Raw genomic sequence first — 20,272 nt, forward strand, 5'->3', positions numbered from 1 at the left:
CGTCACACCCCGCGCTGCCGCAGCCGGGAGCCGGAGCGGTCCTTCACCACCTCCAGCTGGGCGTGTATGCGGCGGCGCAGGTCGGGGACGTGGCTGACGATGCCGACGCTGCGGTCGCGTTCGCGCAGCGAGTCGAGCACGTCGAGCACCTCGTCGAGGGTCTGGTCGTCGAGGCTGCCGAAGCCTTCGTCGATGAACAGCGTGTCGAGCCGCACCCCGCCCGCCTCGTCGGTCACCACGTCGGCGAGGCCGAGCGCGAGGGCGAGAGAGGCGAAGAAGGTCTCGCCGCCGGAGAGGGTGGCGGTGTCGCGTTCCCGGCCGGTCCAGGCGTCCACGACGTGCAGCCCGAGGCCGCTGCGGCCGCGGCCGGTGCGGCCGTCGGAGTGGACGAGGGTGTAGCGGCCGGACGACATGCGGCGCAGCCGGACGGTCGCGGCGGCGGCGACCTGCTCCAGTCGCGCGGCGAGCACGTACGACTCCAGACGCATCCGGCGTTCGTTCTCCGCCGAGGTGCCGGCGGTGAGGGCGGCCAGGCGGGCCACCCGGTCGTACTCCTCGCGCAGCGGTCCGAGCCGGCGCACGGAGGCGGCGGCGCGGGCGGAGAGCCGGTCGAGTTCGGCGCAGCGGCGGGCGGCGGCGTCACGCGCGGAGGCCGCCTCGCGGACGGCGCGGTCGGCGTCCTCGGCGGCGCGCTGGGCGGCGGCGAGGTCGGCGACGGGCTCGCGGGCGGCCGCCGCGGTCTCCGGTTCGGCGAGGACGGCGCGTACGGCGGCCTCCTCGTCGTGCCAGGCGTCCAGCCGGCGTTGCAGCTGCCGGTGGGCGGCGTCGTCGAGAAGGGCGTCGGCGGCGGCGCGCGGGGTGTCGAAGCCCGCGCGGAAGGCGGCGTCGGCGAGGCGGGCGTCGGCGTCCTTGAGCCGCCGGGCCGCGGCCTCGGCGGCGCGGGCGGCATCGGCGGCGTCGGTGAGCAGCGCGACCTGCCGTTCGAGCTGCCCGGCGCGCGCGACGACGCTGGGGGCGTCTCCGCGCGCCTGCGCCAACTCCTCCTCCAGCGTCGCGCGTTCGAGGTCGAGGCGTTCCCGGTGGCCGACGCGGGCGGCGGCGCGGACGGCGGCGTCGCGCTGGGCGGCGGTGCGCAGTTCGTGTTCGCGTTCGGCGGCGCGCAGCTCCTCCTGGGCGGCGTGCAGCGCCGAGGCGGCCTCCCGCGCCCGGGCGTACTCCCGCTCCGCCTCGTCGAGTTCGCGGGCGAGCTGCCCGGCCGGGGTGTCCCCTGCTCCGGCGCCGGCCGCGGCCAGCTCCTCCCGTACGGCGGCGAGCCGCTGGTCCGCCTCGGCGCGCCGGTCCTCGGCGTGCTGGTAGGCGGCGAGGGCGCGTTCCTCGGTCTCGCGGTCGACGTGTCCGGCGACCCTGCGGGCCGGGGCGGGGTGTTCGGTGGCGCCGCAGACCGCGCAGGGGGCGCCGTCGGTGAGGCCGGCGGCGAGTTCGGCGGCGATGCCGGTCAGCCGCTGTTCCTTGAGGTCGAGCCAGTGCTGCAGGGCGGCGAGGGCCTGTTCGCGCGCGGCGCGGGCCTGCTCGGCGGTGGTCTCGGCGTCCCGGGTGAGCCGGTCGCGGGTGCGGGCGGCCTCCAGACGGTGGCGGGCGGTGTCGCGCCGTGCCGCGAGTTCCCCGGCGCGGGTGGCGGCCTGCTGGGCGGAGGCGATGCGGTCCTGGAGGGCGGTGCGCGTGGCCTCCCAGCCGGCGAGCCAGGATTCGGCGTCCTCGCGGGCCTCGTCGTCGGCGCGTTCCTGCCGGTCCAGGCCGGCGCGCTCGTCGAGGAGTTCGGTGAGGCGGCGCTCCGCGCGGCGGGCCGACTCCAGGCCGCCCAGTTCCTCGGCGGCGCGGCGGGCCGCCGCGGCGAGCCCGTCGGGTCCCGCGTCCGCGAGGGAGGCGGGGAGCAGGGCGCGGGCGTGTTCCTCGGCGGCGGCCGCGCGGCGGTGCTCGGCGTCGGCGGAGTCCCGCAGTTCCAGGGCGGGGGCGACGGTCTCGGCCTTGCGGGCCCGCTCCATGCGGGCCTGGTCCTCGTCGTGGGCGCCGGTCCGCTCCCGCAGCCGCTCGGCGCGCTCCCGCGCCTCGGCGAACCGGCGTTGCAGCCGGTGCCGTTCGCGCGTCTCGTCCAGGGCACGGCCGGTCCCGGCGCGGACGGACTCGGCGGTGGCGAGCCGGCAGTGGGCGGCGGTGAGCTGTTCGCGCGCGGTGCTGCGGGCGACGGCGGCCGCGGTCAGCACGGCGTCGGCGAGGCCCGGTTCGCCCGGGGACAGCTGGGGCAGCTCCATGGCGCCGCCCGCGGCCTGCTGCATGCGGTGCGCGTCGGCGAGGAGGTCGGCGTCGCCGTCGCGCACCCGGGCCTCGGCGGCGCGGCGGCGGTCGGCGAGGCGCTTCTCCACGTCGGCGAAGCGCTGGGTGTCGAAGAGGCGGCCGAGCAACTTGCCGCGGGCCTCGGCGTCGGCGCGCAGGAAGCGGGCGAAGTCGCCCTGCGGCAACAGCACCACCTGGCAGAACTGCTCGCGGCTCATGCCGAGCAGCTGGGTGATCTCCTCGCCGATCTCCTGGTGCGAGCGGCTGAGGTCCTTCCAGGCGCCGGTGGCGGCGTCGCGCTCCCGCAGCGAGGTCTGCGCCTTGTCGACGGTGGTGCCGGCGCCGCCGCGCTTCTTGGGGCGCTCCCACGGGGGCTGCCGGGTGATCTCCAGGCGGCGTCCGGCGACGGTGAGTTCGAGGGTGACGGAGGTCCGGGTGCCGGGTGCGGCGTGGTCGCTGCGCAGGGTCGTGCCCTGGCCGCCCTGGCGGGCGCCGGGGACGGAGCCGTAGAGGGCGTAGCAGACGGCGTCCAGGACGGAGGTCTTGCCGGCGCCGGTGGGGCCGTGCAGCAGGAAGAGTCCGGCGGCGGACAGGGCGTCGAAGTCGACGCTCTGGGTGGTGCCGAACGGGCCGAAGGCGGTGATGTCCAGGCGGTGCAGCCTCACCGGGCCACCTCCCGCGCGGCCTCGTCCGCGCGGACGGCGTCGAAGGCGTCCCGCAGCACCGTGCGTTCGTGCGGGTCGGGGCCCGCGCCGCGCACATGGGCGACGAAGTCCTCGGCGATCTGACGGTCGTCGCGGCCGGCGAGGCGGCGGGCGTAGGACACGTCGGGGTCGTCGGGCGGCCGGTCGGGGTCGAAGACGAGGGCGAGGGTGTGCGGGAAGCGCTCGGCGAGCCGGGCCATGGGGTCGGCGGGGCGGACCGGGTCGGTGAGGGTCGCCTCGACCCACGCCTCCTCGTACGGGGCGAGCGCGGGGTCGGCGAGCAGCTCCTCCAGGGTGCCGCGGAGGCGCGCGAGCGGGCGCGGCACCGGGCAGTCGACGCGCTCGGCGGTGACGGTCCCGTCGGCTGCCAGGTCGACGAGCCACATGGACTTGCGGTGCCCGGCCTCGGAGAAGGAGTACGCCAGCGGGGAGCCGGAGTAGCGGACGCGGTCGGTGAGGGTCTGGCAGCCGTGCAGATGGCCGAGCGCCACGTAGTCGACGCCGTCGAACACCGCGGCGGGCACGGACGCGACGCCGCCGACGGCGATGTCCCGTTCGCTGTCGCTCGGTTCGCCGCCGGTGACGAAGGCGTGGGCGAGGACGACGGAGCGGGTGCCGGCCGGGCGGGCGGCGAGGTCGGCGCGCACCCGGTCCATCGCGGCGGCGAGCACCGGCTGGTGCCCGGCCCGCTCCACGCCGAACTCGTCCCGCACGAGGGCGGGCTCCAGGTAGGGCAGGCCGTAGAAGGCGACGTCCCCGTGCGCGTCGGGCAGCAGCACGGGGGTGCCGCAGGCGGAGGGCTCGGTGCGCAGGTGGATGCCGGCGCGGCCCATGAGCCCCGCGCCGACGCCGAGACGGCGGGCCGAGTCGTGGTTCCCGGAGATCATCACCGTGGGCACGCCGAGGTCGGCGAGCCGGTGCAGCGCGTCGTCGAACAGCTCGACCGCGGCGAGCGGCGGCACCGCCCGGTCGTACACGTCCCCCGACACCACCACCGCGTCCACCTCGCGCTCGCGCACGGTGGAGACGAGGTGGCCGATGAACTCGGCCTGGGCGCCGAGCATGCCGACCCGGTGGAAGGACCGGCCGAGGTGCCAGTCGGACGTGTGCAGGAATCTCATGGTCCCGGCAGCGTATCGGGCGCCTGTGACAACGCGCCGGTTGCTCCCGTATCACCCGTCACGTCCCGGTCCCATTTCGCCCGTTATCACCCTGAGAGGGCGGAACGAGCGGGGCGTCAGGCGTCCCCGTAGGCCTCCCCGCCCAGTTCGAGGCGCGCGGTGCCGGAGGTGGCGTCGGCGAGCCAGGCGCGGAAGGCGTCCACGTCGGCGTCGGGGAGGCCGATCTCGATCGTGACCTCCTCGCCGTAGCGCACGTCGCGGACCTCGCGGCCGGTGGAGCGCAGGTCGTTCTGCACCTTGCCGGCCCGCTGGTGGTCGACGGTCACGGTGGCCAGCCGGAAGCGGCGCCGGGTGATCGTGCCGAGCGCGTCCAGGGCCTCGCCCACCGCGCCGCCGTAGGCGCGGATGAGGCCGCCCGCGCCGAGCTTCACGCCGCCGAAGTAGCGGGTGACGACGGCGACGACGTAGCGCATGTCGCGGCGCAGCAGCATCTGGAGCATGGGGACGCCCGCGGTGCCGCCGGGCTCCCCGTCGTCGGAGGCCTTCTGCACGGAGGCGTCCGCGCCGATGACGTACGCCCAGCAGTTGTGGGTGGCGTCGGCGTGCTCCTTGCGGACGGCCGCGACGAAGTCCTGCGCCTCGCGCTCGGTGGCCGCCGGGGCGAGGGCGCACAGGAAGCGGGAGCGGTTGACCTCGGTCTCGTGCACACCCGCGCGGGCCACGGTGCGGTACTCGTCCTGCATCCGGCCAGCCTATGCCGCCCGGGTCAGCGCCTGCCGCGCGGGACGGCGACCGACGTGAGCAGGGCGCCGCCGGGGACGAGGTCGCGCCAGCCGGAGCCGCGCCAGTCGAGCACGGCGACGGCGGAGGTCGGGAACTTGGCGCGGACCCGGGCCAGGGTGTCGTCGAGTCCGTCGTCGGCGAGGGTCAGCACGAGGTCCTCGAGCCCCGGGTTGTGGCCGACGAGCAGCAGCGTCTCGATCTCGGCGGGCGTCTCGCGGACCACGTCGAGCAGGGCGGGAACGTCCGCGTGGTAGAGGCGCGGGTCGAGCCGGACCGGCGGGGGCGTGCCCCACTGCGCGGCGGCCAGCTCCCAGGTGCGGCGGGCGCGGACGGCGGTGGAGCACAGGGCGAGTCCGGGCAGGCAGTCCATGTCGGCGAGGGCCCGTCCGGCGGCGGGGGCGTCCCGGCGGCCGCGGGCGGCGAGCGGACGCTCGTGGTCGGTGACGCCCTCCGGCCGGGCGGACTTGGCGTGCCGCAGCACCACGAGCCGGCGCAGCGGTCCGGACGCCGCGCGCTCGATCACGCGGGGTGCCCGAGGTCGCGGGCGAGGTCGAGGCCGAGCAGCCGGTCGGCGTAGGCGTACGTCTCGAAGCGGGCGCCGTCCGCCGGGCCGGGGTCGTCCTCCACCGCGCGGAGCACGCCGAGCACCCCGGCGGTGTCCAGGTCGTCCTCCCAGGCGGCGCGCAGACCGGCCCGCACTTCGTCGGGCACGGGGCGTGAAGGCCGCCTCGCCCAGCCGGCGACGGCGCTCCGCCAGCGGCCCAGGGTGTCGCCGGCCCGCGCCAGCGCGTCCTCGTCGATCACCACGGGCGCGCTCCTCGGGTGCGTGAGCAGCGCGAGACGCAGGGCGGCCTGGTCGGCCTCGTCCGGCGCCCCGGGGGCCGACCAGGTCACGGGGGCGACGGCGACCCGTACCCCGTCGGGTCCGGCGCCTCGCTCGTCCACGACGTGCAGCACCTGTGCCTCGCCCAGCCCGGCGGCGCCCTCGCCGTCCTCGAACGGCCGGATGCCGAGCGCGTCGGCCGCCGCGCGCAGCTCCGCGTGCTGCCGTTCGGCGGCCAGCAGCGCCCACACCGGCGTGCCGCCGAGTTCCAGGGCGCGTACGAGGAGGTCGGCGGCCAGCAGCACACGCAGGCCGGTGGGGTCGAGCCCCCGCGGGTGGGCCTCGACACGGGTCAGGCCCCGGCGGGCGGGGGCGGCGTCCACGAGCTCGCCGGTTCGGGCGTCGGTGATGCGCAGCACGAGGTGAGCGTAGGCGCGCGAGCGGGCGCACGCAGGTATCTCGCACGCTTTTCGCGCCGTCGCTTGCGCGGCGCCGTCCGGCGTGGCAGGCCCGGGCGCCCGGTGGGGCAGGCGCGCGGGGCGGGGAATCACCGTGCCGTGCGCCCGGTTGTCGGAAGGGACAGCTCACTTCAGATCCACGGGAGGCCGACGGTGTACGGCGACGACGCAACGGTCCGCAAGATCCTCACCGAGTCCGGTGACACCTGGGCCGTGGTCGGCCTGTCCTCCAACCGGCAGCGCGCCGCGTACGGGGTCGCGCAGGTGCTCCAGCGGTTCGGCAAGCGCGTGGTGCCGGTGCACCCCAAGGCGGAGACGGTGCACGGGGAGCAGGGGTACGCCTCGCTCGCGGACATCCCCTTCGACGTGGACGTGGTGGACGTGTTCGTCAACAGCGAGCTCGCGGGGGCGGTCGCGGACGAGGCGGTGGCCAAGGGCGCGAAGGCCGTGTGGTTCCAGCTCGGGGTGGTCGACGAGGAGGCGTACAGGCGTACGCGGGAGGCGGGCCTGGAGATGGTGATGGACCGCTGCCCGGCGATCGAGATCCCGCGGCTGGCCTGAGGGGTGTGCCCACGGGTTCCGGACGGACGGGGTGACGCCATAATGGCGCGGTGACCGAGACGCCCTCCTCCCCCAACTCCCCTTCTCCGCAACGGTTTCCGGTTGTCGTGGTGGGCGCGGGGCCCGCCGGGCTCACCGTGGGGTGCGTGCTGCGGGCGGCCGGGGTGGACTGCCTGGTGCTGGAGACCGGGACGCGGGAGTTCGTCGAGGGACGGCCGCGGGCCGGGGTGATCGAGGAACCGGTGGTGCGCGGTCTGGAGCGGCGGGGTCTCGCCGGGAACCTGCTGGAGCGGGCCCGACGGGACACCGCCTGCGAGTTCCGCTTCGACGGGGAGCGCCACCGCTTCGGCTTCCACGAGCTGACGGGCCGCCACCACTGGGTGTATCCGCAGCAGTTCCTGGTGACCGACCTGGTGCGGGAGTACGCGGACGTGCGCGGCGGCGCGGTGCGGTTCGGGGTGCGGGACGTGCGGCTGCACGGCCTGGACGGGGACCGGCCGTCGGTGTCGTACGTCTGCCCGGACAGCGGCCGGCGGGAGGTCGTCGCGTGCGACTTCGTCGCGGGCTGCGACGGGGCGCGCGGGGTGACCAGGGCGGCCGTCGCCGGCCGGGCGCGGGTGGCGCGGCACGACTACGGCATCGGCTGGCTGGCCCTGCTCGCCGAGGCGCCGCCGTCCGCCGACCGCGTGCTGTTCGGCTGCCATCCGGACGGGTTCGCCGGGCAGATGCCACGCAGTGCCGAGGTGACCCGCTACTACCTCCAGTGCCCGCCGGGCGACGACCCGGAGAACTGGCCGCACGAGCGGGTCTGGGCGGAGTTGCGCCGCCGGCTCGGCGCGGCCGGCGCGGAGCCGCTGACGGAGGGGCGGCTGATCGAGAAGCGCGTGCTGGACATGCACGACTACGTGACCGAGCCGATGACCTTCGGCCGCCTCCACCTGGCCGGGGACGCGGCGCACCTGGTCGCGCCGATCGCGGCCAAGGGCCTGAACCTGGCGCTGCACGACGCGTTCGCGCTGGGCGACGCGCTCGCCGAGCGGCTGCTGACGGGCGACGGGACCGGTCTTGCCGGGTACTCGGAGAGCTGTCTGCGGCGGGTGTGGGACTACCAGGAGTTCTCGCAGTGGCTGTCGGAGCTGTTCCACGGGGGCGCCGGTGGCGATCCGTTCCGTGCGGGCACCGCCCTGGCCCGGCTGCGCCGTCTGTTCAGCTCGCCGGCCGCGGCGGCGGCCTTCGCGGAGCAGTACCTGGGCACGGCCGCGCGGTTCTGACGCCCGCGCGGCCGTCCCCGGCCCGGTTCAGGCGGCGGGCTTCCCGAGGCCCTCCAGCACGACCGCGCCCGGCAGCTGCGCGAAAGCCTTGCCCGGCACCAGCAGCTTCCCGCGCCGCCGCCCGCTGCCGACCAGCACGTACGGCAGGTCGACGACGGCCGCGTCCACCAGCACCGGCCAGCTCTCGGGCAGCCCGACGGGGGTGATGCCGCCGTACTCCATGCCGGTCTCCCCCGTCGCCGTGTCCATCGGCGCGAAGGACGCCTTGCGGACGCCGAGGTGGCGGCGCACCACGCCGTTCACGTCGGCGCGGGTGGTGGACAGCACGACGCACGCGGCGAGCGTGGACTCGCCGCCGCGCTTGCCCGCGACCACCACGCAGTTCGCCGAGCGCTCCAGCAGGTCGGTGCCGTAGTGCTCGACGAAGACGGCGGTGTCCGCCCAGCGCGGGTCCGTCTCGACGTAGAGGATCTGGTCGGCGGGGACGCTGCCGCTCCAGGCGCGGACCGCGGCGGCGACCGGGGCGGTCAGCTCGTCGAGGCAGTCGGGGGCGGGAGTGGCCTGGTCGAAGTTTCCGATGGGTGCGCGCATGGCGGCACGGTAACAGCGGGCGGGGCGGGCGCCGGAGGGTGTCTCAACTCACGGGCGGCACCGACACCGCCATGATCATCACCATCGGCTCGTCGCCCGTGTTGCCGTACGTGTGGGGCGCGTTGGCCTCGAAGGAGGCGCTGGCGCCGTCCGGCACCCGGTGCTCCGTCCCGTCGACGGTGAGCGTCAGCTCCCCGGCCGTGACGTGGACGAGTTCGACGGTGCCGGCGGGGTGGGGGTCGGAGTCGCTGCTCTCCCCCGGCATCAGTCGCCACTCCCACATCTCCAGCGGCCCCGGCGCCTCGGTGCCGGCCAGCAGCCGGTTGTAGCTGCCGTGCTCGGTGTGCCAGAGCCGGACCGTCTGGTCGGCGGTGGTGATGCGGACGCGCGGGCCCCGCTCGTAGTCGAGCAGGGTGGGCACGCTGACGCCGAGCGCGTCGCCGATCTTGACGACCGTGCCGATGCTCGGGTTGGTGCGGGCCTGCTCGATCTGGATGAGCATGCCGCGGCTGACGCCCGCCCGCGCGGCGAGCATGTCCAGGGTGAAGCCGCGCTCGGTGCGCCAGCGCTTGACGTTGCGCGCCAGGGACCGGGTCAGCAGGTCGAGGTCCGCCACATTCCGTCCGTTTCGACTGTCCGGATGACCGGGGCCGGCCCGTGCGACTGCGGTGCGGTGCACCCGGTGGTTCACCGCACTGTACTGCGAGGTCGGGGCGGGTGTGGCGGGGGCGTCAGGCGCCTGGTTCCAGTTCGGCCAGCCGCGCCGCGCCGTTCGTGTCGAGCTGGGTCTCGTCCAGCTCGGCGAGGCGGGCCGCGCTCTCCTCGTCGAGCTCGGACAGCGCCCGCAGCTGGTCGGGCGTGATGTCGTCGGGGAGCGGCACGGGCGGCGGGGTGCGCAGCGGCGGCTGCCAGCCCTCGGCGGGCGTCCAGCGGCGTACGACCCGGGCGGGCGCGCCCGCGACCACGCAGTGGTCCGGCACCTCGCCCCGGACGACCGCGCCCGCGGCCACCACCACGTTCCGCCCGACGCGCGCGCCCGGCAGGATGACCGCGCCGGTGCCGATCCAGCAGCCCGGGCCGATCTCCACCGGCTCCATCCGCGGCCACTGCCTGCCGATGGGCTCGTGCGGGTCGTCGTAGGAGTGGTTGGTGGAGGTGACGTAGACGTACGGGCCGAAGTAGCAGTCGCTGCCGATGGTCACGGTGGTGTCGGCGATGACATGGCTGCCGCGGCCGAGGACGACGCCGTCGCCGATGCGCAGGATCGGGTCGGGGCCGAGGTCGAGGCCGGGCATGAGGCCGGCGGTGAGGGTGACCTGCTCGCCGACGATGCAGTGCGCGCCGATCCGGATCCAGGGCTCGCCGAAGATCGTGCCGAGCGGGAAGGCGAGTCTGGTACCTGTTCCCATCGCGCCGAAGCGGAAGCGGCCGGGGTGTTCCGCGGTCACCGAGCCCGTGCGCTGCACCCAGGCCCAGCCCGCGTGGACCGCGCGCTGGGCGAGGCCGCGCGGCCAGGACGAGAACGTGTTCTTGCGCTTCGGCACCCGCTCACCGTAGTCCGCGGGTGCGGCGGGCACGGCCCGGCGCCCCTGTGATCTTCACCCCACCGGGTGGCGTACCGTTCCCCCGACGTCCGACGAGGAGGCGACGATGACGCACCAGGCTCTGATCACGGGTATCGGCGGCAGGGAGCCGCGGATCGACGAGGGGGCGTTCGTGGCGCCCACGGCGAGCGTGATCGGCGACGTGACGCTGCACGCGGGGGCGAGCGTCTGGTACGGCGCGGTGCTGCGCGGCGACGTGGAGTCGATCGCGGTGGGCGCGAGCAGCAACGTCCAGGACAACTGCACCCTGCACGCCGACCCCGGGTTCCCGGTCACCGTGGGCGAGCGGGTCTCCGTCGGGCACAACGCGGTGGTCCACGGGGCGACCGTCGAGGACGACTGCCTGATCGGCATGGGCGCGACGGTCCTGAACGGCGCCGTGATCGGCGCGGGCTCGCTGGTCGCCGCGCAGGCGCTGGTGCCGCAGGGTATGCGGGTGCCCCCGGGCTCCCTGGTCGCGGGCGTCCCGGCGAAGGTGCGGCGGGAGCTGACGCAGGAGGAGCGGGAGGGGCTGACCCTCAACGGGACGATGTACGCGGAGCTGGCGAAGGCGCATCGGGATCAGCACGGGGGCTGAGACGGGGTCGCATCTCGGGTGCGGGTCAGTGGGGGTTGTTCGCGCAGTTCCCCGCGCCCCTGAAGGGTGTCTGTGCGACAGCACACCAAGGGGCGCGGGGAACTGCGCGCCAAGCCCCCACCGGCCCGCACGGGCGACGTGATCGGGCGGCAGCGGCGCCGTCCTGCTACGCCTACGGCGCCGACTCGGCCCGAACCGCCTCCTCGGCGGGAGCCGTCTCCGTGACGGCCGCCTTCTTGGCCTTGCGCTTGAGGACGAGCATCGAGGTCAGACCGATGGCCACCGCCAGCACCAGCCCCAGCCAGGAGAACCGCTTCAGCCACGACTCGGCGACGATGCCCACGTAGTAGATGACGGCCGTCGTACCACCGGCCCACAGAACACCGCCGAGCACGTTGGCGATCAGGAACTTCCAGTACGGCATCCGCAGCACGCCCGCGAGCGGCCCGGCGAAGATGCGGAGCAGGGCGACGAAGCGGCCGAAGAAGACCGCCCACATGCCCCACTTCTGGAAGGACCGCTCGGCGGTGGCGACGTGCGCCTCGCTGAAGTGGCGGGGGAACTTCCCGCCCAGCCAGGCCAGCAGCGGGCGTCCGCCCTTGCGGCCGATGGCGTAGCCGATCGAGTCGCCGATGATCGCACCGGCGGTGGCGCAGGCGCCGAGGATCACCGGGTTGATGTCGCCGTGCTGGGAGGCGAGCAGCGCCGAGGAGACCAGGATGATCTCGCCGGGCAGCGGGATGCCCAGGCTCTCCAGCCCGATGACGATCCCCACCAGCGCGTACACGGCGACCGCGGGTACGGTCTCGAGCCATTCCTGGACGTGCAACGCCTCTTCCTCCGGTCCGCCGATGCCGTGTGTCCGTGCGTGTGCGTGCCGCCCGGTCGAGGGGCACGGTCGGGAAGCCTACCGGGTCGGGGTGAACCGTCCGTTCAGGGCCGTGTGCCGCGCCACCGGGGCCGGTCGGCCCATGCGGGGCGACGGGAGGCGGCGGGAGGGTGGAAGCAGCGGCTGGAGATGACGACGACAGCCCGCACCTCGTTCCCGGGAGGCCCGCCATGTTCGCTCCTCCGTCCCCCAGCCTGCCGCGTGCCCTGCCCGCAGAGCACCGGGAGAGGCTCATGGCCACCGCACGTGAGGTGTCCTTCCCGCAAGGGACCCGGCTGTTCGAGGAGGGCGCCCGGGCGGACCGGTTCTGGGTGATCAGGACCGGCACCGTGGAGCTGGACATGCGGGTGCCGGGCCGCCGGGCCCTCGTCATCGAGCGGCTCGGGCACAACGAACTGGTCGGCTGGTCGTGGCTGTTCCGCCCGCACGTCCGGCACCTGGGCGCCGAGGCGGCCACCCCGGTGCGGGCGTACGAGTTCGACGCCGCGTCCGTGCTCGCCCTGTGCGAGGAGGACGCAGGGCTGGGCCGGGAGGTCAACCGCTGGGTGGGCGAGGTGGTCGCCCACCGGCTGCACTCCGCCCGCGTCCGGCTGCTCGACCTGTTCGGCCCGTACGGCGCCGGCGAGGCCGTGTGAGGACCGCGACCGGCACGCCCCGGTCGAGCGGTTGCTACGTCCCCGTCAAAGGGCAGTGACCGAATCGTGTCAGGGCGCGGCTAGGGTGGCTGCCCATGTGGCCAGGACAGCAGCCGCCCGGGGGCGAGCAGAACCCGCAGTCGAACAATCCGTACCAGCAGCCGGGGTACCAGCAGCCGAATCCGTACCAGCAACCCGGCTACCAGCAGCCGAACCCGTACCAGCAGCAGCCGCAGTGGGGCGAGCCGTCCACCGTGGGCATGCCGCATCCGGGCGACGGCGGCGGGGGCGGGAACCGTACGAAGCTGGTGGCGATCGTCGCGGCGACGGCGGTGGTCGTGGCGGCGGGCGTGACGGGCTTCCTGGTGCTCGGCGGCGACAAGGACGACGAGGCCGACGGCAAGAAGACCAAGCCGAGCGCGACCGCGTCCGAGAACACCTCCGCCGAGCCGACCGCCTCCCCCACGGGGGGCAACCCGCGCGGCGGCGAAGGGGAGAAGGCGACGATCCCCGGCTGGCAGGTCGTCGTGAACACCCGCTTCGGCACCAAGTTCGACGTCCCGGCCGACTGGGAGATCGAGACGCCGGACACCTCGGTGGGCTTCGAGTGGGACGAGAAGAACGGTGAGACGGGCCGCACCACCGTCACCGCCCCCGCCTACCTGAAGTCGAAGTGGTGCACCGCCGACGAGAACAAGGACGGCCGCACCGAGGACACCGCGCTCGTCACCGCGGGCACCCGCGGCGAGAACGGCGCGAAGGACACCAAGGAGGCGGCCGAGACCCGCGTCCCGTGGTGGATCTTCGGCGGTTACACACAGCCCGACAAGAAGAGCGTGAAGTTCGACGCGCCGAAGCCGTACACCACGAAGTCCGGGATCACCGGGCACGTGGCCACGGCGCATTCGGAGGGCACGCCGCAGAAGGGCAAGTGCGACAGCGAGGGCAAGGCGATCACGTTCGCGTTCAAGAACGGCGCGGGCGACTTCGTCACCTGGAACCTGTACGGCGCGGCGGGCGTGAAGGACGAGATCCCCGAGGCGACCGTGCAGAAGATCCTCAGCACGGTCCGGCTGACCGAGGAACCGCCGACGGAGTCGTGACGGTCCGGGCCCGCAGGTGAGCGGGCCCGGAACCCATTTGGCAAGACGGCCCTCGCCCGGCGATAGTCACCAGGTGCCGACCTCTGCCGCCCGCCGCCGCCCCGCCTGGGCCGGCCGCAACTACACGCTGCTGACCGCCTCCGCCGTGGTGACCAACCTGGGCAGCCACGGCGCGCTGATCGCCGCCGCGTTCGCCGTGCTGGGCGCGGGCGGCGACGGCGGGGACGTGGGCCTGGTGGCCGCCGCCCGCACCCTGCCGCTCGTGCTGTTCCTGCTGATCGGCGGCGCCGTCGCGGACCGGCTGCCGCGGCACCGGGTGATGGTCGCGGCCAACGCCCTGAACTGCGTCTCCCAGGCCGCGTTCGCCGCGCTGGTCCTCGCCGGTGAGCCGCGGCTGTGGCAGATGATGCTGCTCAGCGCGCTCGGCGGCGCCGGACAGGCGTTCTTCAACCCGGCCGCCGAGGGCATGCTGCTCTCCTCCGTCGACGGCGAGCAGGCGGGCCGCGCGTTCGCCGTGTTCCGGATGGCGATGCACGGGGCGACCCTCGGCGGCGCCGCGCTCGGCGGGGCGATGGTCGCCGCGATCGGACCGGGCTGGGTGCTGGCGGCGGACGCGGCGGCCTTCGCGGTCGCGGCGGTGCTGCGGACGTTCCTCGACGTGAGGCACATACCGCCGCGCGAGCCGGGCGGCGGGATGCTCGCCGACCTGCGGGACGGCTGGCGGGAGTTCACCGGCCGGCCGTGGCTGTGGGGCATCGTCGTGCAGTTCTCCGTCGCCAACGCGGTCGTCGGCGCGGCCGACGCGGTCTACGGTCCGCTCGTCGCCCGCGACCACCTGGGCGGGGCGGCCCCCTGGGGCGTCGCGCTGGCCTTCTTCGGCGGCGGCACGGTGACGGGCGCGCTGCTGATGACCCGCTGGCAGCCGCGCCGTCTGCTGCTGGTGGGCACGCTGTGCGTGTTCCCGCTGGCCCTGCCGTCCGCCGCGCTCGCGGTGCCCGTGCCGGTGGCGGTGCTGTGCGCGGTGATGTTCCTGACGGGCCTGTCCGTGGAGGTGTTCGGCGTCTCCTGGATGACCGCGCTGCATCAGGAGATACCCGAGGAGAAGCTGTCCCGGGTGTCCGCGTACGACTGGTTCGGCTCGGTCGCCCTGGTCCCGGCGGCGATGGCCCTCGCGGGCCCGGCGGAGTCGGCGTTCGGGCGCCCGGAGGCGTTGTGGGGCTGTGCGGCGTTGGTGGTTGTCGTGACAGCGGCGGTGCTGACGGTTCCGGACGTCCGTAACTTGCGCCGCCGTGCGCATCAGGTCACGGTCGCGTCGGCGCCCACACCCACGCCCGGGGCGGACGCCTCACTCCCCGCCGGGGAAGGGAGCGAGCCGACCCGAGGCTGAGACGCGCCGCGGGGGCAGGGGCCGGTACTTCGGCGTACGGCCGGTGGCTGGTTGCTCGCGCAGTTCCCCGCGCCCCCAAAAGGGCGCGGGGAACTGCGCGATCAGGCCCCACTCCGCCGCAGCCGCCGCTCAACCCACCGCGAACGCCCCCGAGGGCGGCAAGGGTGACGGGACCGCCGTCCCGTCGTGAACCACAGGCGCGTCGCCCACGAAGTCACTCAGCGCCGCCCCATACTCCACCCGCGCCGGAAACGGATCCGCCGCGACCGCACGGGTCAACGCCGGAACATCCAGCGCGCGGTCGGAGACCGCGAGAACCACGTTCCCGAACCGCCGCCCCCGCAACACCGCCGGCTCGGCGATCAGCACACACTCCGCGAACCGCGTCGCCACCGTCGCCAGCTGCGAGCGCACGAAGGCGAACGGCGCCGCGTCCGCGAGGTTGGCGAGACAGACCCCGCCGGGCCGCAGCACCCGCGCGACCTCGTCGACGTACCCGACGGTGGTCAGATGCGCGGGCACCTGCGAGCCGCCGAAGACGTCCGCGACCAGAACGTCCGCGCTGCGGTCCGGCGCCGCTTCCAGCCAGGCGCGGGCGTCCACCGTGTGCACGGTGACGTTGGCGCCGGCCGGAAGCGGCAGATGCTCGGCGACGAGAGCCGCGAGCCCCGCGTCGGCCTCCACCACCTGCTGACGTGACCCCGGCCGGGTGACGGCCAGATACCGCGGCAACGTCATCGCCCCGCCCCCGAGATGCACCGCGTCCAGCGGTGCCCCGGGCTCGCCGGTCACGTCGAGGACGTGGCCGAGCCGCCGCGCGTACTCGAACTCCAGGTGCGTCGGCTCGTCCAGGTCGACGTAGGACTGCGGGGCGCCGTCGACGGTCAGCAGCCAGGCCCGTTCCCGGTCGACGTCGGGCATCAGCTTGGCGGTGCCGTGGTCGACGGCGCGGGACACGGGGATGGGCTCACTCACCGTCCCATTGTGCCGCCACCCCCGCTCCCGCCGGACACTCGGCCGATCCCGGTCACCGTGCCCGCACCCACGGTGCGCCCGCCCTCGCGGACGGCGAAGCCGAGACCGGGCTCGAGCGGCACGTCGCGCCCCAGCTCCACGGTGACGGTCACCGTGTCACCGGGCCGCGCCACCGCCGCCTCGCCGAGGTCGACGTTCCCGACGACGTCCGCGGTGCGGATGTAGAACTGCGGCCGGTAGCCGGTCGACAGCGGTGTCGTCCGGCCGCCCTCGCGGGCCGACAGCACGTACAGCCGCGCCGTGAACCGCCGGCTCGGCGTCACGCTGCCCGGCGCTGCCACCACGTGCCCGCGCCGCACCGCGTCGCGCGGCACCCCGCGCAGCAGCAGCGCCACGTTGTCCCCGGCCTGCGCCTCCTCCATCGGCTTGCCGAAGGTCTCCAGGCCGGTCACCACGGTCTCGGTGTCCGCGCCGAGCACCTGCACCCGGTCGCCGACCCGTACCGTGCCACGCTCGACCGCGCCGGTGACGACGGTGCCCCGGCCGGTGATGGTGAGCACGTTCTCCACCGGCAGCAGGAACGGCGCGTCCAGATACCGCTCCGGCACGGGCACATAGGTGTCGACCGCGTCGAGCAGCGCCTCGACGGACGCGGTCCAGCGCGGGTCGCCCTCCAGCGCCTTGAGTCCGGAGACCCGGACGACGGGCGCCGCGTCACCGCCGTAGCCGTGCGCGGTGAGCAGTTCGCGGACCTCCAGCTCGACCAGGTCGGTCAGCTCCTCGTCGCCCGCGTCGGCCTTGTTGAGCGCGACGACGATGTGGTCGACGCCCACCTGCCGGGCGAGCAGGACGTGTTCGGCGGTCTGCGGCATGATCCCGTCCAGCGCGGAGACGACGAGAATCGCCCCGTCGAGCTGGGCGGCGCCGGTGACCATGTTCTTCACGTAGTCGGCGTGGCCGGGCATGTCGACGTGCGCGTAGTGACGGGTGTCGGTCTCGTACTCGACGTGCGCGATGTTGATGGTGATGCCGCGGGCGGCCTCCTCCGGGGCGCGGTCGATGCGGTCGAACGGCACGAAGGTGCCGGCGCCCCGCTCGGCGAGCACCTTGGTGATGGCGGCGGTCAGGGTGGTCTTGCCGTGGTCGACGTGGCCCATCGTGCCGATGTTGAGGTGCGGTTTGGTGCGGATGTACGCCGTCTTGGACATGGCGGTACCTGGAAGCCTCTCAGGTGATGACGCGTCAGGCCCCGGGCGCGGCGATGCGGCGCGCGGCCGGGACGGGGACCCCGGGAACCTGGCCGACCCTCCCCCTGCGGGGTCCGCCGGGCGATCCGGGGAGGGTCAGCTTCGGGCGCCGTCGACTGCGGCGACGAGAAGGGTGACGGCAGCCTTCGGGGCATCCGCGACGGCGGATGCTGCGAGAGGGAAGGCGTACCGGAACATGGGGACGATCCTCGCCGACGCCGCGCCCCGCGTCGAACCATTTTCCGCGCGGCGGAAGGCCGAGGTCACGTGACCGCGACGGACGGTGCGGTCACGCCCCGATGTTCTTCAGCGCCTCCCGCACCGACAGCGGCGCGAACCGGCCGCCCTCGCGCGCGAGGAAGCCGCGCACCGCGTCCGGGTCGGTCTTGGCGTACTCGCGCAGGGCCCAGCCGATGGCCTTGCGGACGAAGAAGTCGGGGTGGCCGGACTGGCGCAGGCAGTAGCCGAAGAGCCGTCCGGTGTCGGTGCGTTCCTTGTAGCGGAGCTGGTGCAGCAGCGCGGTGCGCACGAGCCACATGTCGTCGTCGGTGCTCCACCGGTCCATCTCCGCGGTGAGTGCGGGGTCGGCGGCGACCAGCGGCCCGACGACGTGCGCGGCGAGCAGGTCGACGGTGTCCCACCAGGGCACGGTGGTGAGGAGGTGGCGGGCGACCGGCAGGAAGCCGGAGGAGCACCGCCGTACGTGGCGGCGCAGATGGTCGACGGCGAAGTAGTGGTACTCCCGCTCGGGCAGCTCCCAGCAGCGCAGGGCGACGGCCGCGCAGTCGGTCTCGGTGGGGCGGGGCAGTCCCGCCTCGACGGTGCGGGACAGGGCGCGGCGCACCGGCGTCTTCAGGCCGAGGAAGGGCGCCACGTCCTTCATGTACGCCCGCATGACGGCCGCCTGCCCGGGGTCGGCGGCGGGGGCGTAGGCGGCGACGAGCCGCTCCAGCACCGTGTCGGCCAGCGGGCTTCTCGGCACCGGCGGAGGCACGGGACCGTCTTCTGTGACGCGCATGAGACGCACACTACGGCGATCTCGTACATATGTCGGTTAGTGTCACCGGATGCTCGATGCCACCGACCGCTCTGGGGGCACCGCCACGGCCCGTCCCCGGGCCGGCTCGTCCGACCTCGCGGTCGCCGTCCCCGCGGCCGCTCCCGTTCTCGCGCCCGCGCCGGGTTTCGCCGGCCGCTGCGCGAGAGTCCTGCTGTCGCCGTGGTCACGGCTGTCGCTGCTGGTCGTGCTGCTCGCCTCGGCGGCTGCGGTGATGGTGGTGCTGGAGCCGCAGCGGCTGCTGACCGACGGCCTGCCGGACCGCCTCGGCGGCGCCGCGGCCGTCGTCGCCTACGCGGTGGCGTACGGGGCGTGCACGGTGGCGTTCGTGCCGCGTCCGCTGCTGAACCTGGCCGCGGGGGCGCTGTTCGGCTCCCAGTTCGGGCTGGTGGCCGCGCTGGGCGGCACGGTGCTGGGCGCCGGGCTCGCGTTCTGTCTGGGGCGGGTGCTCGGTCAGGAGGCGTTGCGTCCGCTGCTGCGCGGGCGGTGGCTGAAGGCGGCGGACAACCAGCTCAGCCGGCACGGTTTCCGGTCGATGCTGGCGGCGCGGCTGTTCCCCGGCATCCCGTTCGCCGCCGCCAACTACTGCGCCTCGGTCTCCCGGATGGGTCTGCTGCCGTTCCTGCTGGCGACGGCGCTCGGTTCGATCCCGAACACCGCCGCCTACGTGGTGGCCGGGGCCCGCGCCTCGACGCCGACGTCCCCGGCCTTCCTGATCGCGCTGGCGTGCATCGCCGTACCGGGTCTGGCGGGCGCGGTCGTGGCGTGGCGCAAGCGGAACCGGCTGCGCGCCCGCTGACGGACCGGCGCGCCACCTCCGCTCCGGCCCCGGCAGACTCGTCCCGGTCCGTCAGATCCGTTCGAGAATCATCGCGTTGGCGAGACCGCCGGCCTCGCACATGGTCTGGAGGGCGTAGCGCGCCCCGCGCTCCCGCATGGCGTGGACGAGGGTGGTCGTCAGGCGGGTGCCGCTGGCGCCGAGCGGGTGGCCGAGGGCGATGGCCCCGCCGTGCACGTTGACCTTGTCCAGGTCGGCGCCGGTCTCCTGCTGCCAGGCGAGGACGACGCTGGAGAACGCCTCGTTGACCTCGAACAGGTCGATGTCGTCCAGGGAGAGCCCGGCCCGGCGCAGCACCTTCTCCGTGGCGGGGACGACGCCGGTGAGCATCAGCAGCGGGTCGGACCCGGTGACGGCGAAGCTGTGCAGCCGGGCGAGGGGGCGCAGGCCGAGCCGGGCGGCCGTCTCCCCCGCCATGACGAGGACGGCGGACGCGCCGTCGTTGACGGGGCTGGCGTTGCCGGCGGTGACGTTCCACTCGATCTGCGGGAAGCGCTCGGCGAAGACCGGGTCGTGGTAGGCGGGGCGGAGTCCGGCGAGGACCTCGGTGCTGGTGCCGGGACGTACGCACTCGTCGCGTGTGACGCCCTCCAGCGGGGCCACCTCGGCGTCGAACAGCCCGGCGTCCCAGGCCGCGGCGGCCCGGCGGTGCGAGGACACGGCGAAGGCGTCCATCTGCTCGCGGGTGATCGACCACTTGGCGGCGATGAGCTCGGCGCTGATGCCCTGCGGGACGAGCCCCTCCGGGTGGCGGGCGGCGATCCCGGGGCCGAACGGGTCCTTGCCCTCGGGGACGTTGGACCACATCGGCACCCGGCTCATGGACTCCACGCCGCAGGCCACGGCGATGTCGTACGCGCCGGAGATCACTCCCTGGGCGGCGAAGTGCACGGCCTGCTGGGAGGAGCCGCACTGGCGGTCGACGGTGGTGGCGGGCACGGACTCGGGCAGCCCGGCGGAGAGGGCGGCGTAGCGGGTGGTGTTCATGGCCTGCTCGCCGACCTGGTCGACGGTGCCGCCGATGACGTCGTCGATCGACTCCGGGTCCACGCCGGAGCGTTCGACGAGGGTGCGCAGGGTGTGGGCGAGCAGTTCGACGGGGTGGACGTGGGCGAGGGCGCCGTGGGGCTTGCCCTTGCCGATGGGGGTGCGTACGGCTTCGACGACGACGGCGTCACGCATGGTGCGGGCCTCCTCGGCCGGACCGTTCAGGACGGTCACCAGGTTCGGGCTACCGGTGAGTAGGGATTTCCAACTCACCATAACGCCGAGCGTTGGAAATTCAAACCCACTGACGGACATGCCCGTAAACTGGGG

General features: G+C 74.7%; 20 protein-coding genes. 7 read left to right on the forward strand and 13 right to left on the reverse strand.

The genetic code is table 11. The features are described from left to right. Positions 1 to 2: 2 nt before the first annotated feature. From ACFOSY_RS22650 to ACFOSY_RS22670, 5 genes are all read right to left on the reverse strand, one after another. Positions 3 to 2,996 carry an AAA family ATPase gene (locus tag ACFOSY_RS22650; RefSeq protein ID WP_394309727.1) on the reverse strand — a complete coding sequence of 998 codons (2,994 nt, stop codon included), beginning with the start codon at positions 2,994 to 2,996 and terminating at the stop codon, positions 3 to 5. Then, complete coding sequence (locus ACFOSY_RS22655; protein ID WP_394309729.1) at positions 2,993 to 4,156, reverse strand: exonuclease SbcCD subunit D; 1,164 nt, start codon at positions 4,154 to 4,156, stop codon at positions 2,993 to 2,995. The genes ACFOSY_RS22650 and ACFOSY_RS22655 overlap by 4 nt, the downstream gene beginning before the upstream one ends. A 116-nt stretch (positions 4,157 to 4,272) precedes the next feature. Beyond that, positions 4,273 to 4,899: a YigZ family protein gene (locus ACFOSY_RS22660; RefSeq protein WP_394309731.1), complete on the reverse strand. Its 627-nt coding sequence runs from the start codon at positions 4,897 to 4,899 to the stop codon at positions 4,273 to 4,275. Positions 4,900 to 4,922: 23 nt separating this feature from the next. Beyond that, complete coding sequence (locus ACFOSY_RS22665; protein WP_394309733.1) at positions 4,923 to 5,462, reverse strand: SixA phosphatase family protein; 540 nt, start codon at positions 5,460 to 5,462, stop codon at positions 4,923 to 4,925. Continuing rightward, entirely contained in the window at positions 5,459 to 6,181 is a 723-nt protein-coding gene (locus ACFOSY_RS22670; protein WP_394309735.1) for a hypothetical protein, read from the reverse strand. The genes ACFOSY_RS22665 and ACFOSY_RS22670 overlap by 4 nt, the downstream gene beginning before the upstream one ends. A gap of 192 nt (positions 6,182 to 6,373) precedes the next feature. Between ACFOSY_RS22670 and ACFOSY_RS22675 the strand changes: the two genes are divergently transcribed. Together ACFOSY_RS22675 and ACFOSY_RS22680 are read left to right on the forward strand one after the other, a co-directional pair. Then, positions 6,374 to 6,781: a CoA-binding protein gene (locus ACFOSY_RS22675; protein ID WP_394309737.1), complete on the forward strand. Its 408-nt coding sequence runs from the start codon at positions 6,374 to 6,376 to the stop codon at positions 6,779 to 6,781. 50 nt (positions 6,782 to 6,831) lie between these two features. Next, positions 6,832 to 8,052 (forward strand): 4-hydroxybenzoate 3-monooxygenase, encoded by a 1,221-nt coding sequence (locus ACFOSY_RS22680; protein ID WP_394309739.1) that lies wholly within the window; start codon positions 6,832 to 6,834, stop codon positions 8,050 to 8,052. A 27-nt stretch (positions 8,053 to 8,079) separates the two neighbouring features. On the opposite strand, the gene ACFOSY_RS22685 is transcribed toward ACFOSY_RS22680, so the two are convergent. From ACFOSY_RS22685 to ACFOSY_RS22695, 3 genes are all read right to left on the reverse strand, one after another. Further along, entirely contained in the window at positions 8,080 to 8,643 is a 564-nt protein-coding gene (locus ACFOSY_RS22685) for a YbaK/EbsC family protein (RefSeq protein ID WP_394309741.1), read from the reverse strand. A gap of 43 nt (positions 8,644 to 8,686) precedes the next feature. Continuing rightward, positions 8,687 to 9,259: a helix-turn-helix domain-containing protein gene (locus tag ACFOSY_RS22690; protein WP_394309743.1), complete on the reverse strand. Its 573-nt coding sequence runs from the start codon at positions 9,257 to 9,259 to the stop codon at positions 8,687 to 8,689. A gap of 115 nt (positions 9,260 to 9,374) precedes the next feature. After that, positions 9,375 to 10,187: an acyltransferase gene (locus ACFOSY_RS22695; RefSeq protein ID WP_394309745.1), complete on the reverse strand. Its 813-nt coding sequence runs from the start codon at positions 10,185 to 10,187 to the stop codon at positions 9,375 to 9,377. Positions 10,188 to 10,293: 106 nt separating this feature from the next. Here ACFOSY_RS22695 and ACFOSY_RS22700 point away from each other — a divergent pair, with 106 nt between their 5' ends. Continuing rightward, positions 10,294 to 10,824 (forward strand): gamma carbonic anhydrase family protein, encoded by a 531-nt coding sequence (locus ACFOSY_RS22700; protein ID WP_394309747.1) that lies wholly within the window; start codon positions 10,294 to 10,296, stop codon positions 10,822 to 10,824. 172 nt (positions 10,825 to 10,996) lie between these two features. Here the strand turns inward: ACFOSY_RS22700 and ACFOSY_RS22705 are convergent, their stop codons facing one another. Beyond that, positions 10,997 to 11,653, reverse strand: coding sequence for a DedA family protein (locus ACFOSY_RS22705; RefSeq protein WP_394309749.1), 657 nt, complete (start codon positions 11,651 to 11,653; stop codon positions 10,997 to 10,999). A 230-nt stretch (positions 11,654 to 11,883) separates the two neighbouring features. Here ACFOSY_RS22705 and ACFOSY_RS22710 point away from each other — a divergent pair, with 230 nt between their 5' ends. From ACFOSY_RS22710 to ACFOSY_RS22720, 3 genes are all read left to right on the forward strand, one after another. After that, complete coding sequence (locus ACFOSY_RS22710; RefSeq protein ID WP_394309750.1) at positions 11,884 to 12,348, forward strand: cyclic nucleotide-binding domain-containing protein; 465 nt, start codon at positions 11,884 to 11,886, stop codon at positions 12,346 to 12,348. Positions 12,349 to 12,443: 95 nt separating this feature from the next. Continuing rightward, positions 12,444 to 13,451, forward strand: a complete 1,008-nt coding sequence (locus ACFOSY_RS22715; RefSeq protein WP_394309752.1) for a hypothetical protein — start codon at positions 12,444 to 12,446, stop codon at positions 13,449 to 13,451. Positions 13,452 to 13,524: 73 nt separating this feature from the next. Next, positions 13,525 to 14,838: an MFS transporter gene (locus tag ACFOSY_RS22720; protein ID WP_394309754.1), complete on the forward strand. Its 1,314-nt coding sequence runs from the start codon at positions 13,525 to 13,527 to the stop codon at positions 14,836 to 14,838. Positions 14,839 to 14,967: 129 nt separating this feature from the next. Here the strand turns inward: ACFOSY_RS22720 and ACFOSY_RS22725 are convergent, their stop codons facing one another. The 3 genes from ACFOSY_RS22725 to ACFOSY_RS22735 all read right to left on the reverse strand — a co-directional run bounded on the left by ACFOSY_RS22725 (position 14,968) and on the right by ACFOSY_RS22735 (position 18,078). Then, on the reverse strand, positions 14,968 to 15,813 hold the full coding sequence (locus tag ACFOSY_RS22725) for a spermidine synthase (RefSeq protein WP_394309756.1): 846 nt from the start codon (positions 15,811 to 15,813) through the stop codon (positions 14,968 to 14,970). Next, positions 15,810 to 17,021 (reverse strand): elongation factor Tu, encoded by a 1,212-nt coding sequence (gene tuf, locus ACFOSY_RS22730; RefSeq protein ID WP_394309758.1) that lies wholly within the window; start codon positions 17,019 to 17,021, stop codon positions 15,810 to 15,812. Before tuf ends, ACFOSY_RS22725 begins: the two co-directional genes overlap by 4 nt. A 328-nt stretch (positions 17,022 to 17,349) precedes the next feature. Further along, a complete protein-coding gene (locus tag ACFOSY_RS22735) occupies positions 17,350 to 18,078 on the reverse strand; it encodes a DNA alkylation repair protein (protein ID WP_394309761.1) in 729 nt (242 codons plus the stop codon). Between the two features lie 49 nt (positions 18,079 to 18,127). Between ACFOSY_RS22735 and ACFOSY_RS22740 the strand changes: the two genes are divergently transcribed. Continuing rightward, the gene (locus ACFOSY_RS22740) at positions 18,128 to 18,916 is read left to right on the forward strand and encodes a TVP38/TMEM64 family protein (RefSeq protein WP_394309763.1); all 789 of its coding nucleotides are present in this window, start codon (positions 18,128 to 18,130) and stop codon (positions 18,914 to 18,916) included. A gap of 51 nt (positions 18,917 to 18,967) precedes the next feature. On the opposite strand, the gene ACFOSY_RS22745 is transcribed toward ACFOSY_RS22740, so the two are convergent. After that, on the reverse strand, positions 18,968 to 20,137 hold the full coding sequence (locus ACFOSY_RS22745; RefSeq protein WP_394309896.1) for a thiolase family protein: 1,170 nt from the start codon (positions 20,135 to 20,137) through the stop codon (positions 18,968 to 18,970). Positions 20,138 to 20,272: the final 135 nt, after the last annotated feature.

Origin of the sequence: Streptomyces lusitanus, from assembly GCF_042647945.1 — a bacterium.
GTDB lineage: Bacteria > Actinomycetota > Actinomycetes > Streptomycetales > Streptomycetaceae > Streptomyces > Streptomyces pseudogriseolus.